The organism is Lentzea flava (assembly GCF_014648475.1).
GTDB classification, from domain to species: Bacteria; Actinomycetota; Actinomycetes; order Mycobacteriales; family Pseudonocardiaceae; genus Lentzea; species Lentzea flava.
In genome coordinates this window covers 730,545-743,364 of sequence record NZ_BMRE01000001.1, presented here as the reverse complement: position 1 = coordinate 743,364, position 12,820 = coordinate 730,545, and the positions used below count along the sequence as shown (strand labels likewise).

The following is a 12,820-nucleotide window of genomic DNA, read 5'->3' as shown; positions in this document are numbered from 1 at the left end:
TGTGACGCTCACCGTGCAACCGCACCGCGAGACGCTCGGCCTGAAGGACGGCCGGCTCCTCATCGGGGGCGAGTTCCGCGAGACGGACGAGACCTGGACCCACCACCACCCCGCGACCGGCGAGGAGATCGGCAGCTTCGCGGTCGCGTCGGCCAAGGACGTCGACGCCGCGGTCCTGGCCGCGCGCAAGGCGTTCGACGAAGGCACCTGGGGCCGGTCGAAGGCGGGCGAGCGCATCAAAATCCTGCGCCGCTACAGCGACCTGCTGCGGGAGCACTCGGACGAGCTGCGCGGCCTGCAGGCCCTGGACAACGGCGTTCCGCTGTCGTTCGGCCAGATCTACGCCACGTCGGTCGGCATCGCGGCCGACATCTTCGACCACCACGCCGGCTGGATCGACAAGGTCGGCGGCCAGACCCTGCCGCCGTACCAGGGCGGCGACCACCTCGCGATGACGTTCCGCGAACCGGTCGGCGTCGTCGCGGCGATCCTGCCGTGGAACGCGCCGTTCGTGCTGTTCGCCCAGAAGCTCGCTCCCGCGCTGGCAGCCGGGTGCACGGTCGTCGTGAAGCCTTCGGAGTACGCGTCGTTCTGCGTGATCCGCATGGTCGAGCTGCTGATCGAGGCGGGTCTGCCCGAGGGCGTGGTCAACCTCGTCACCGGCCCCGGCGACCCGACCGGTGAAGCCCTGATCACCCACCCCGGGGTCGACAAGATCAGCTTCACCGGCAGCCGCGCGGTCGGCCGCCGGATCGTCGAGGCCTCAGCCGGCACGATGAAGCGCGTTTCGCTGGAGCTGGGCGGGAAGTCGCCCGCACTCGTGTTCGCGGATGCCCCGAACGTCGGCCTCGCCGCGATGACCTGCATGGGCATGGTCACCATGGGCCTGTCCGGCCAGGCGTGCGTCGCGCACACACGGGCGTTGGTGCAGCGGGACGTGCAGGAGGAGTTCGTCGCCAGCGCCTCGATGCTCGCGGGCGCGGTCACGTTCGGCGACCCGTTCGACCCGGCGGTGCTGGCCAGCCCGTTGATCAATCAGAAGCAGCTCGACCGCGTGCTCGGGTACATCGAGCGCGGCCAGGAGGACGGTGCCCGGCTGGTCACCGGCGGCACCAGGCTCGAAGGCGACCTCGCGTGCGGGAACTTCGTGGCGCCGACGGTCTTCGCCGACGCCAGCAACGACATGACGATCGCGCGGGACGAGATCTTCGGCCCGGTGCTGACCGTCGTGCCGTTCGACGACGAGGAAGAGGCCATCCGCCTCGCCAACGACACGGAGTACGGCCTGGGCGCGGGTGTCTACACCAACGACGTCCGCAGGGCGTTCCGCGTCTCGAAGAGGCTGCGGGTCGGCATGGTCGGCATCAACGGGTTCCAGCTCGAACCGCACGTGCCGTTCGGCGGCTACAAGCAGTCCGGGCTGGGTCGCGAGGGCGGGCAGAGCGCCTACGAGGCCTACACCGAGCTCAAGACCGTGATGATGCCGCTCACCGACGAGCTGATGTAGATGCGGCTGGACGGCAAGATCGCCCTGATCACCGGTGCGGCCCGCGGTCAGGGCGCGGCCGCGGCCCGCCGGTTCGCCGCCGAGGGTGCGAAGGTGATGCTCACCGACGTCCTCGACGACCAGGGCAAGGAGCTCGCCGCCGAGCTGGGCGCCGAGTACTGCCACCTCGACGTGTCGGACGAGGACGGGTGGGCCGAGGCCGTCGCGGTCACGATCAGCACGTTCGGCGACATCACCGTTCTCGTGAACAACGCGGGAATCCTGCACTTCTCGGCGTTGGCGGAGACCACGCTCGCCGACTACCAGCGGGTGATCGGCATCAACCAGGTCGGCACGTTCCTCGGCATGCGGGCGGTCGTGGAGTCGATGACGCGCGCGGGCGGCGGCTCGATCGTGAACGTGTCGTCGGTCGAGGGTCTCGGCGGCATGCCGTACCTGGTCGCCTACACCGCTTCCAAGTTCGCCATCCGGGGAATGACCAAGGTGGCCGCGATGGAGCTCGGCCAGCACGGCATCCGCGTCAACTCCGTGCACCCCGGCGCGATCAACACCCCGATGGTCGGGGAGGCACTGGGCCGTCCGATCGACATCTCGCCGATCGGCAAGAAGGTGGCGCTGCGCCGGGTCGGTCAGCCCGACGACGTCGCGAACGTGGTGTTGTTCCTGGCCAGTGATGAAAGCGCTTACTGCTCCGGTGCGGAGTTCGTCGTCGACGGAGGGGCCACCGCGACGCACGCGCTCAGTTGAGGCCCAGGATGCAACCTCGGGGGTAGGGATGGCGTCTCCCTGACCGAGAGGTTGGAACTGGGGAGCAACATTTGAAATCACTACTGGTCACGGCGGCGCTCTTGATCGGCCTGGCGCCCGCCGCCGTCGCGGAACCCGACCTGGAGACACCGGCTCTGTCCTGGCAGGACTGTCAGGACGGGTTCCAGTGCGCGACCGCGAAGGTGCCACTCGACTACGACCAGCCGGCGGGCACGAAGATCGACCTCGCGGTCATCCGGCTGCCGGCGACCGACCCGTCGAAGCGGATCGGCTCGCTGTTCGTGAACTTCGGCGGTCCCGGAGCGTCCGGTGTGGACAGGCTGCGGGGCCGCGCCAAGTGGGAGTGGCTGTTCTCGTCCGAGCTGCGGGCGCGGTTCGACCTGGTGTCGTGGGATCCGCGCGGCATCGGGCGGTCGGCCACCGTGCGCTGTTTCGACAGCGTCGAGGAACAGCAGAACTTCCTCAACTCGATCCCGGTCTACCCGGACACCGCCGCGCAGGAACCAGCGTTCTACTCGGCCTACCAGGAGTTCGTCCGGCGGTGCGAGGCCAAGTCCGGCGACCTGCTGGACCACGTCTCGTCCGCCAACACGGCGCGTGACCTCGACCAGCTGCGCAAGGCCGTCGGCGACAAGAAGCTGACGTACCACGGCATCTCGTACGGCACGCACCTCGGCGCGATCTACGCCAACATGTTCCCGGACAAGGTGCGGGCACTGGCGTTCGACGGCTCGCTCGACTTCATCGGCAACGCCACCGGGCACGGCAACCAGGGCACGACGGTGCCGCTGGACACGCGCCAGGACGTGCCGCGCGGTGTCGCCGAGACGTTCGAGGAGTTCCTGAAGCTGTGCGCGGCTCCGGGAGCGAAGTGCGCGTTCGCGGGCGGCGACCTGAAGCAGAAGTGGGCGGACCTGGTCGCCAAGGTGACGGCCTCGCCGGTCACCACGCCGGACGGCCGCTTCGACCGCGTCACGCTGATCAGCACCGTCTGGGACGCGCTGGCGCAGCCGGAGACCTGGCAGGACACCGCGAGGATCCTGCAGGGCATCTGGGAGGCGCCGGCGTCGCTGCGCACGGCGTCGGCGGACTACATCACCAACCGGTTCGAGGCGTACAACGCGATCCAGTGCGCGGACAGCGACTTCCCGCGCGACACCGCCACGTACACCAGGTTCGGCCAGAGCGAGGACGAGCGCGTGCCGTACTGGGGCCGTCCCGTGGTGTACGACATGATGGCCTGCGCGTTCTGGCAGGGCCGTGACGCGGACCGCTACACCGGGCCGTGGAACCGCTGGACGTCGGCGCCGATCCTGTTCATCAACAGCAGGTTCGACCCGTCGACCGCGCTGCACGGTGCTCGCGACGGTGCGGCGGAGATGGCGCGCACCGGGTTCCTGACCGTCGAGGGCTACGGGCACACGTCCATGTACGTGCGCAGCGCGTGCGCGGAGAAGGTGAAGCGGGAGTACCTCTTCACCGGTGTCCTGCCCACCCAGAAGACGTGCGGCATCGACAAGTCGCCGTTCGCCTGAGGCTCACCCCGCCCTGAACACATGATGAACGGCGCTTTTGTCCACCTCAGGTGCACAAAAGCGCCGTTCATCGTGTTAGCCGCGCAGTGAGTGGATCATGCTCTGCAGGATCTGGAAAGCGGCTGCCTGCTCGGGCTCTGTGAGGCCGGAGAGCATTCTGACCTCGACGGACCGGACCGCCGCGCTCGCCTTCTCCAGGCGGCGGCGGCCACGAGGCGTGAGGCGCGTGGGCAGCACTTTTCCGACGGGCGCCTCGGCGGGCCTGGTCACGTCGCCCTCTCGCTCCAGGGCCTGGAGCAGCACGTTCATCGTCTGACGGGTGACGAACGCGCCCCGTGCGAGCTCCGAGTTCGACAAGCCCGGCCGTTGGGCCAGCAGCTCCAGGCAGGCGTAGTGCGTCACGTTCATCCCGAGTGGACGCAGCACCTCCTCCATCGCCGCGCGGAGCGCGCTCGACGCCTCCTTCAGCAGGTAGGCCAGCGACTTGTCCAGGTCGACGCCGTCTTGACTCATGTCAGTATTCTGACATAGCGTTGCCCGTGTCAGAAAGCTGACACGACAACGAGGAGCATCATGCCCGCCACCGGTCCCGACTTCCTCTCGCTCCAGGCCCGCGACCTGGACGCCTCGCAGGCGTTCTACGAGCAGTACCTCGGCCTCGTCCGCTCGCCGGCCGGACCTCCGCACGCCGTGGTCTTCGAGACGAAGCCGATCGCGTTCGCACTCCGCGAGGTCGTTCCCGGCACCGATCTCGCCTCCGCCGCCCACCCCGGCGTCGGTGCCGCGATCTGGCTGCACGCCACCGACGCCCAGGCCATCCACGACGCTCTCGCCGCCGACGGTCACACCATCGTCTCCGCGCCGATCGACGGCCCGTTCGGCCGGACGTTCACGTTCGCCGACCCCGACGGCTACCGGATCACCCTGCACGACCGCGCCTGACAGCCGCTGTCAGGCGCTGTCAGCGGCTTGTGCGCGTCCTGTCAGCGGCCCGGCGCACAGTTCGTCCCGACACAGGGAGGAACGAACGATGTCGCTGGCGATCAGGGCAGAAGGCCTGGTCAAGCACTACGGGGACACCAAAGCGCTGGACGGTGTCGACCTCGAGGTGCCGGAGGGGAAGGTCGTGGGCGTGCTCGGGCCGAACGGCGCGGGCAAGACCACGGCGGTGCGGGTGCTGGCCACGTTGTTGCGGCCCGACGCGGGGCACGCCACGGTCGGGGGACACGACGTGGTGAAGAACCCGCGGGCGGTCCGGTCGTTGATCGGGCTGACCGGGCAGTACGCGTCGGTGGACGAGGACCTCTCCGGCACGGAGAACCTCGTGCTGCTGGCCCGGCTGCTCGACCACTCCCGTGCGGGGGCGCGGGCCAGGGCGGCCGAGCTGCTGGAGCAGTTCGAGCTGACCGACGCCGCGGGGCGGGCCGCGAAGACGTATTCCGGGGGTATGCGTCGCCGGCTCGACCTCGCGGCGAGCCTGGTCGGGAACCCGTCCGTGTTGTACCTGGACGAGCCGACCACCGGGCTGGACCCGCACGCCCGCAACGAGGTGTGGGCGGTGGTGCGCAAGCTCGTCGCCAACGGGGTGACGGTGCTGCTCACCACGCAGTACCTGGAGGAGGCCGACCAGCTCGCGGACACGATCACGGTGTTCGACCACGGGCGGGTGGTGGCCGAGGGACGGCCGGACGAGCTGAAGCGGCGGGTCGGCGGGCAGACGCTGCAGGTGCGGCCGACGTCGTTGCGCGATCTCGATGCGGTGCAACGGATTCTCGGCGACCTCACGGGCGTGCGGCCGGCGCGGGACGAGGACACGGGACTGCTGACCGCGCCGGTCAACGACCCGGTGCTGCTGTCCACCCTGGTCCGCAAGCTCGACGACGCCGGGATCACCGCGGACGAGCTGGCGCTGCGGCTGCCGTCGCTCGACGAGGTCTTCCTGGCGCTGACCGGCAAGCAGACCGAAGGGAGCCCGGCATGAGCACCATCGCGCTGGACAGGGGCATGCGCCACGGGTTCTCGCTGGCCTGGCGCGGAATCCTGAAGATCCGCAAGAACCCCGAGCAGCTCATGGACGTGACGATCGCGCCGATCGTCTTCCTGGTGATGTTCACCTACCTCTTCGGCGGCGCACTCGCCGGGAACACCGACGCGTACCTGCAGATGCTGGTGCCGGGAATCATGGTGATGAACATCCTGCAGGCCAGCATGACCGCGGGCGTGCAGCTGAACACGGACGTCTCCAAGGGCGTGTTCGACCGGTTCCGGTCGATGCCGATCGCGCGTTCGGCGCCGCTGGTCGGCGCGGTGCTGGCGGACATCGTGCGGTACGTGGTGTGCATCCTGGTGCTGCTCGTGGTCGCCACGGTCATGGGCTTCCGGGTGCAGACCGGACCGGCGGAACTGCTGATCGCGGTCGGGCTGACGATCGCGTTCGGGTTGTGCTTCTGCTGGGCGTCGGTGTTCGTGGGCATGCTGCTCAAGACCCCGCAGGCGGTGCAGGGCATGATGTTCGTGCTGATCATGCCGTTGACGTTCGGCAGCAACGTGTTCGTCGGGACGTCCACCATGCCGGGCTGGCTGAAGGCGTGGGCGGACATCAGCCCGGTCACGCTGATGGCGGACGCGCTGCGCGGGCTGCTCAACGGCGGTGCGATCGCCGGGCCGCTCACCGGGTCGCTGATCTGGATGGTCGCGGCGGTGGCGGTGTTCTTCCCGCTGGCCACGCTGGCCTACCGCAGGAGGGTCTGACACGGGGCGGGCATCAGGTGCTGATGCCCGCTTCCGCACGAATCCGTTGCAGCGCCTCGGCTTTGGTGATCGAGAGCCGTTCGGGCTCGCCGATCAGGGCGACGAGGTGCCGCACGTCGGGATCGCCCAGGTCGAGTCGGCCGCGGATCACCTGGGCGAGCGCGAGCGACCGGGCCGCGGCGTCGTCGCGGCCCTGCGCGTGCCGGACGAGCGCGAGCAGTTCGGCCACCGTTGCCAGGTCCGGCATGTCACCGCGGTCCGACGTCGTGGTGATCGCGGCCGCGACGCAGGCCTCCGCCTCGTCCGGGGTGCCGTCCGCGATCGCGATGCGCGCGTCGAGGATCGCCGACCACTCCGTGACGAACGATCCGAGCACCGTCGAGCTCTCGGCAGCCTCCTTGAAACGGGCGCTGAGCTCACGGGCCTCGGCCACGTGGCCCGCCCGCAGTCTGACCTCGGCCTTCGCGTAGCTGACGATGACGGACATCTGGTCGTTGCCGATGCCGCGGATGTACTCCTCCGCCGCGGCGACCTCACGCTCGGCCGACTCGTGATCGCCTGACCTGGCGTACTCGACCGCGAGCCGCCACCGCTGCTGCACCGCGTCGTCCTGCGACCGCAGCTCCAGCGCCACGTCCAGACCCCGCTCGTACAGCTCGATGGCCGCCTGGTTGTCGCCGGTGTGCGAGACGAACGCGGCCTTCATGCCGAGCGTCATCGCCGAACCCCAGCGGTCGCCCACGGCGACGAACTGCTCGTACGCCCGGTCACGCGCCACTTCCGCGCCGTCGAGATCGCCCTCGTCGACCAGGATGAAGCTCAACGCCCAGTCGGCTGCCGCTCGTGCCCACGCGTCCTCGCTGGCCGCCGCCCGTGCCACTTCGCGGCGTGCGAGCTCGGGGTTGTGGCTGAGGAACGCCAGCATCGGCAGTGCGATCGCCAGCGAGGGGTGCTTCTGCGCGGCGCCGGTGCGCACGCACTCCTCGATGACGGCCGCGGCCTCCGCGGTCTCCGGCGTGCCGGGGATCGCGGTCATGATGAGGTGCATCGCGCGGAACGTGGCGGAGAGGTCGGCCGGCAGGTCGTCGCCGAGGGCCAGCACCTCGCGCACCGACAGCTCCGCACGTTCGTTGTCGCCCTTGACGAGCCAGTACCAGAAGGCGCCGCCGAGCAGGTCCGCGGCCAGCCCGACATCGCGGTCGTCGAGCGCGCCCCGCAGCGCGGCCACGACGTTGTCCTGCTCCGCCTCGAACATCGCGATCGCCTCGAGCTGGCGGGACGTGCGGGTGAGCGGTTCCCATCTCGCGGTCAGGTCCCGGTAGTACCGCCGGAACCGGTCGACCACCTCGTGCTTCTCGCCGGACGCTTCGAGCTGCTCGGCCGCGTAGACCCGGATCGTCTCGAGCATCCGGTACCGCGGCTCGTCGGTCTCCACCACGTCCACAATGGACTTCTCGACCAGGGACGTCAGCACGTACAGCGCGTCGTGGTGGCACACCTGCTCGATCGCGGCGAGGTCGGCTCCCGCGGGGAACACGGACAGCCGGCGCGCGAGCTCGCGTTCCTCCTCCGTCAGCAGGTCCCAGCTCCACTCGACGACGGCCCGCAAGGTGCGCTGGCGGGGCAGTGCCGTGCGGCTGCCCGAGGTGAGCAGCCGGAACCTGTCGTCGAGGCGCTGGGTGATCTGCCGGACCGTCATCGACCGCAGCCGCGCGGCCGCCAGTTCGAGCGCGAGCGGCATGCCGTCGAGCCTGCGGCAGATCTGCCGCACGTCGTCCACAGTGGACTCGTCCAGGGCGAAGCCGGGCTTCACCGCCTTGGCCCTGTCCAGGAACAGCCGCACCGAGCCGAACCCCGACACGTCCGCCTGCCCGTCCGGCACCGAGAGCGGCCCAACTGGGCACAGCGACTCGCCGTCGATCGCGAGCGGCTCGCGGCTGGTCGCGATGACGCGCAGGTTCGGCACCCGGCGCAGCAGATCGCCGGCGAACTCGGCTGCGGCGGCGATGAGGTGCTCGCAGTTGTCCAGCACCAGCAACGACTCGCCCGCGCCCAGCACCTCGGCGATCCGGTTCATGCCCTCGGCCCTGCGTCGCAACGGGTCCCCGCCGAACGCCAGGTCGAACGCGCTGAGCACCGCACCGGCCAGGTCCTCTGCCGCACGGACACCGGCCAGCGCCGCGAACCACACGCGGCCCTTGGCGTGCAACGGATGGCGTACCGCGACCTCGGTCGCCAGCCGGGTCTTGCCCGCACCGCCCGGCCCGACCAGCGTCACGAGCCTGGCCTGCCCGAGCCGGTCGGCGATCTGGACCAGTTCCTCGTCACGGCCCACGAAGCTGGTGAGCCGCACGGGCAGCCGGTCGACCGCGGTCCTCGGCGTGAGCTCGCCGCGCAGCGCCGCGAGGTGGATCTCCTGCAGCTCCCGGGACGGGTCGACGCCCAGCTCGTCGGCGAGCTTGCGGCGAACGTCCTCGTAGACGCGCAACGCGTCCGACTGCCTGCCCTGCGCGCACAACGCCCGCATCAGCAGCCCGGTGACGCGTTCGCGCAGCGGGTGCCGCTCGTGCATCAGGGTCAGGGCGGCGACGTCGAGCTCACCGGTGGAGAACCGCTCTTCCTCCGCGGTGAGACGCGCCTCGTCCAGGCGGGCGGCCGCGGGCTCGGCGAACGGCGCCTCCCGGACGTCGGCCAGCGCCTCGCCACGCCACAGCGCGAGCGCCTCGTCGAACCGCCCGGCGGCGCGGAGCCGCTCGAACCGGTGGACGTCGACGTCGTCCGGCGTGATCGCGAGCCGGTAGCCGCCCGGCTCCAGCGTCACGTCCGGGAACACCTTGCGCAGCCGTGACACGAGCGACTGCAGCGCGTTCGACGCGTCCGCGGGCGGCTGTGCGCCCCACAGGTCGTCGATCAGCGTGCTGGCCGGCACCGGGCGGCCGGGGTCGAGCGCGAGGCGGGCCAGGAGCATGCGGACGCGGGCGCCACCGATGTCGACCGGTGTGCCGTCGTCGGTCTCGACGGTCGTCGGACCCAGCAATGCCACGCGCACACGTCCAGCTTTCCAGATCACTCGCGGCGGTCAGGCGAGAACGTCGAGTGCGGCCTTGAGCGCGTCGGTGATCAGACGCTCCATCTCGGGGTCGGTGCTGCCGCGCGGCACCCGTTCGACCAGCATGATCGAGTACAGGTAGGCCTGGTAGGCGGCGAGCCGCACGCGCGCCGAGTCGGTGAACTCGAAGCCGTAGCTCGTCAGGAAGTCCGTGTCCTGCTCGATCGAGGAGAACAGCGCGAGCGAGGAGAACTCGGCCACGGGGTCGCCCCAGAACGCCCGCTCACCGTCGACCAGCCCGGTGAGGCCTCCGCCGGCCAGGACGTTGCCGTCCCAGAGGTCGAAGTGCACCAGCGCAGGCCGCTTGACCTCGTCGAACACCGAGGCGTTCAGCGGAATCTCCGGCAGCGTCACGCCGTACCGCTCGGCGTCGGCCTTCACGGCGTCGACCATCGCGAAGAACGCCGAGGTCCACGACGAGTGCAGGCCGAGCTGGGGATAGCCGAAACCGGGCCCGGTGATCTCGTGCAACGCCGCCACCGCCGTGCCGAGTTGCCGGCGGATCAGCGGCCGGTCGACGTCGGACCGTCCGAACAGGGGCTCACCCGGCAGGCAGGTCGTGAGCAGGGCGTCGCCGGGGACCCGCGAACGCGAGAAGTCGGTGTGCACGACTTCCGGCACCGGTGCTACTGCGTGGCCGAGGGTGCAGAACATCGCCTCGGTGCGCATGAGGTTGCGCTCGTAGGTGAGGCCTGGCCGACCGGCGGGGGACACCTTGAGCACGAAATCGCCTTCGGGTGACGTCACCCGGTACACCGAGTTGTACGTGCCGCCGCCCAGCGGACGGACCGTGAACTCGGTCAGGTCTGCGTCGGCCAGAATCCGCTCCACCGTCACACCGGCAATGTAATGATCGCCGGATGGACACGTACTGGGGGACCGCGGAGGCAGCCTGGCGGTGGGTGCTCGATCAGGTGCGTTACGACGACGGGGTGTGGATTCCGCCGTCAGCGGGCGCTGAGCTCGACCAGGAGGACCGCGACGGCATGTACGCGGGCGTCGGCGGCCTGGCGCACGTGCTGGCCGAGATCAGGCTGTGCCGGGACTGGACGGCCGAGGAAGCACGCCTGGCGCAGGCCGTTGCCGAGCAGGTGCGTGCGGGCATCGGCACCACGACCGACTACACGTTCTTCAGCGGCCTGGTCAGCGCGATCGGCGTGCTGACGCTGCTCGACGCCCCCGGCTCCGGCGCGGCCGTCGCGAGGCTCCTCGAACTGTCCACTCCGGACGGCTGGCCGCTGGACCACTTCGGGCCACCGCGGTTCCTGGAGGGCGCCCGCTCCCACGACCTGACGACCGGCACGGCGGGGGTGCTGCTGGGCGCGGTGCAGGCGCGGCGGCACGGTGTAGCCGGAGCGGAGGAACTGGCCGACGTGGCGGCCGAGATCCTGCTGGCCGAGCGCGAAGAGGTGCCGACGGGACTCAACTGGCGTGCCGTGCCGGTGCGCTCGTGCGTCGTGCAACGGGAGACGCCGAACTTCTCGCACGGACTCTCCGGCATCGCGACCGCGCTGGTGCTCGCGGGTGCGGAGTTCGGCCGTCCCGATCTCGTCGAGGCCGGTGTCAGGGGCGCGGAGCACCTCGTGGCGCTCGCCGACGAGAGCGACGGCGGCTTCCGCGCACCGCTCCGCATTCCGCTGCTGGAGGACATGGAGCCGTTCAGCTACGGCTGGTGCCACGGGCCGACCGGAACCTCGTTGCTCTGGCAGGCGCTGCGGCACGCGGGGGTGTCCGAGGTGGCGGGTTCGAAGGTGACGGACTGGCACAGCCGGTGCCTGCACAGCATCCGGGTCTCCGGCCTGCCCGAGCGGCGGTATCCGGGTTTCTGGGACAACGACGGCCGGTGCTGCGGCACCGCGGGCGTCGGCGACCGGCTGCTCGACTCCGGGGAGCACACGGACTTCGCGCTGCACCTCGCCGACGTGATCGTCGAGCGCGCGATCCCGGACGGATCCGGGGTGTGCTGGCGGTTCGTCGAGCACAGGAACGACGACCCGCTGCTGCCGCCCGGTGTCGGCTGGATGCAGGGCGCGGCGGGCATCGCGGGGTTCCTGTTCCACGCGGGCCGTGTCGCGCGGGGCGACACGGCCGCTGTGCCCCGCATGGACACCTGGTGGGCGCTTTAGGGCTGCCAGCCCAGCTCCGGACCCAGCTTGGTGGCGATGTCCGTGAGGATCTGCACGTAGTCCCGGTGGTCGAAGCTGAACGGCAGCGCGAACGCCACCTCGTCGACCTCGCGGAACGCGAGGTGCGCGTACAGCTGCTCGGCGATCTCCGCGGACGTGCCGATGAGGTCGCGGGCGAACATGAACCGGCGCGGCCCGACCGGGGCGCCGGTGCGGGCCGTCCGCTGGTCCACGTAGTCCTGGTACTTCGCGCGCTGCTCAGGGGTGGCGGAGTCGGTCGGGATCACGACGAGGCCCTGCGAGACCCGTCCGCCGCCGTGCTCGCGGAACGTCCGGATGTGCGAGAGCTGGATCTCGGCGAAGTCCTCCGACTCCTCGGCCTGGACCACGTTGCTGCACAGCAGGTTCAGCCCGTGCTCGCCCGCCCACCTCGCCGACCGCAGACTGCCGCCGCCGTACCACATCCGCTCGCGCAGACCGGCCGAGTGCGGTTGCACGCGGTCGGAGAAGACCTCGATGCCCCTGGTGCCCGCGAAGTCCGTGACCTTCTCGCCGCCGACGAAGTCCAGCAGCCGCCGCAGCCGGTCGTAGCTGAAGTCCTCGGCATCGGCCGTCTGCGGGTACAGCGCGTGCTTGACGTCGTCGTAGTACATCGGCGGACCGACGCTGACGCCGGGGTTCAGCCGGCCTCCGGTCAGCACGTCGACGGTCGCCAGGTCCTCGGCGAGCCGCAGCGGGTTCTCCCAGCCCAGCGGGATCACGGCGGTGCCGAGGCTGATCCTGCTGGTGCGCTGGGAGGCCGCCGCGAGGATCGCGACCGGCGAGGAGATGCCGAACTGCAGGTGCCGATGCCGCACCCACGCGCTGTCGAACCCCAGCTCCTCGCCCAGCTCGATGATCTCGAGCGTGCTCTGGTGGCCGGGTGCGGGGTTGTGCTCGTCGAACAGCCCGATGGTGAGAAAACCCAGCTTCCGCAACGGTTCTGACTTCCGCGGCACGGAACCCTCCTTCAGTCCTCCTCCCG

The 12,820-nt window shown here is 70.4% G+C and carries 11 protein-coding genes; 7 read left to right on the top strand and 4 right to left on the bottom strand.

The features are described 5' to 3' along the window. The first annotated feature begins 1 nt into the window (after nt 1). The 3 genes from IEZ09_RS03610 to IEZ09_RS03600 all read left to right on the top strand — a co-directional run bounded on the left by IEZ09_RS03610 (nt 2) and on the right by IEZ09_RS03600 (nt 3,810). Nucleotides 2–1,507, top strand: coding sequence for an aldehyde dehydrogenase family protein (locus IEZ09_RS03610; RefSeq protein ID WP_189252040.1), 1,506 nt, complete (start codon nt 2–4; stop codon nt 1,505–1,507). Then, nucleotides 1,508–2,254: a glucose 1-dehydrogenase gene (locus IEZ09_RS03605; protein WP_189252039.1), complete on the top strand. Its 747-nt coding sequence runs from the start codon at nt 1,508–1,510 to the stop codon at nt 2,252–2,254. A 71-nt stretch (nt 2,255–2,325) separates the two neighbouring features. Then, entirely contained in the window at nt 2,326–3,810 is a 1,485-nt protein-coding gene (locus tag IEZ09_RS03600) for an alpha/beta fold hydrolase (protein ID WP_189252038.1), read from the top strand. Nucleotides 3,811–3,885: 75 nt separating this feature from the next. Here the strand turns inward: IEZ09_RS03600 and IEZ09_RS03595 are convergent, their stop codons facing one another. After that, nucleotides 3,886–4,323: a MarR family winged helix-turn-helix transcriptional regulator gene (locus IEZ09_RS03595; protein ID WP_189252037.1), complete on the bottom strand. Its 438-nt coding sequence runs from the start codon at nt 4,321–4,323 to the stop codon at nt 3,886–3,888. Nucleotides 4,324–4,383: 60 nt separating this feature from the next. Between IEZ09_RS03595 and IEZ09_RS03590 the strand changes: the two genes are divergently transcribed. The 3 genes from IEZ09_RS03590 to IEZ09_RS03580 all read left to right on the top strand — a co-directional run bounded on the left by IEZ09_RS03590 (nt 4,384) and on the right by IEZ09_RS03580 (nt 6,561). After that, complete coding sequence (locus IEZ09_RS03590; RefSeq protein WP_189252036.1) at nt 4,384–4,752, top strand: VOC family protein; 369 nt, start codon at nt 4,384–4,386, stop codon at nt 4,750–4,752. Nucleotides 4,753–4,840: 88 nt separating this feature from the next. After that, a complete protein-coding gene (locus tag IEZ09_RS03585) occupies nt 4,841–5,791 on the top strand; it encodes an ATP-binding cassette domain-containing protein (RefSeq protein ID WP_189252035.1) in 951 nt (316 codons plus the stop codon). Further along, nucleotides 5,788–6,561, top strand: a complete 774-nt coding sequence (locus IEZ09_RS03580) for an ABC transporter permease (RefSeq protein WP_189252034.1) — start codon at nt 5,788–5,790, stop codon at nt 6,559–6,561. The genes IEZ09_RS03585 and IEZ09_RS03580 overlap by 4 nt, the downstream gene beginning before the upstream one ends. A gap of 13 nt (nt 6,562–6,574) precedes the next feature. Here IEZ09_RS03580 and IEZ09_RS03575 read toward each other — a convergent pair whose 3' ends face one another. Together IEZ09_RS03575 and IEZ09_RS03570 are read right to left on the bottom strand one after the other, a co-directional pair. Beyond that, entirely contained in the window at nt 6,575–9,610 is a 3,036-nt protein-coding gene (locus IEZ09_RS03575) for an AfsR/SARP family transcriptional regulator (protein ID WP_189252033.1), read from the bottom strand. 30 nt (nt 9,611–9,640) lie between these two features. Continuing rightward, nucleotides 9,641–10,507 carry a phosphotransferase family protein gene (locus IEZ09_RS03570; RefSeq protein ID WP_189252032.1) on the bottom strand — a complete coding sequence of 289 codons (867 nt, stop codon included), beginning with the start codon at nt 10,505–10,507 and terminating at the stop codon, nt 9,641–9,643. 23 nt (nt 10,508–10,530) lie between these two features. Between IEZ09_RS03570 and IEZ09_RS03565 the strand changes: the two genes are divergently transcribed. Further along, entirely contained in the window at nt 10,531–11,796 is a 1,266-nt protein-coding gene (locus IEZ09_RS03565) for a lanthionine synthetase LanC family protein (protein WP_229812212.1), read from the top strand. Here the strand turns inward: IEZ09_RS03565 and IEZ09_RS03560 are convergent. After that, nucleotides 11,793–12,794 carry an LLM class flavin-dependent oxidoreductase gene (locus IEZ09_RS03560; RefSeq protein ID WP_189252031.1) on the bottom strand — a complete coding sequence of 334 codons (1,002 nt, stop codon included), beginning with the start codon at nt 12,792–12,794 and terminating at the stop codon, nt 11,793–11,795. The genes IEZ09_RS03565 and IEZ09_RS03560 overlap by 4 nt on opposite strands. Between the last annotated feature and the right edge of the window lie 26 nt (nt 12,795–12,820).

What these genes read in the sequence shown, in the direction of transcription:
- IEZ09_RS03565 (WP_229812212.1), top strand. Translation starts at nt 10,531, where the DNA reads ATGGACACGTACTGGGGGACCGCGGAGGCAGCCTGGCGGTGGGTGCTC.
- IEZ09_RS03590 (WP_189252036.1), top strand. Translation starts at nt 4,384, where the DNA reads ATGCCCGCCACCGGTCCCGACTTCCTCTCGCTCCAGGCCCGCGACCTG.
- IEZ09_RS03595 (WP_189252037.1), bottom strand. Translation starts at nt 4,323, where the DNA reads ATGAGTCAAGACGGCGTCGACCTGGACAAGTCGCTGGCCTACCTGCTG.
- IEZ09_RS03605 (WP_189252039.1), top strand. Translation starts at nt 1,508, where the DNA reads ATGCGGCTGGACGGCAAGATCGCCCTGATCACCGGTGCGGCCCGCGGT.
- IEZ09_RS03585 (WP_189252035.1), top strand. Translation starts at nt 4,841, where the DNA reads ATGTCGCTGGCGATCAGGGCAGAAGGCCTGGTCAAGCACTACGGGGAC.
- IEZ09_RS03580 (WP_189252034.1), top strand. Translation starts at nt 5,788, where the DNA reads ATGAGCACCATCGCGCTGGACAGGGGCATGCGCCACGGGTTCTCGCTG.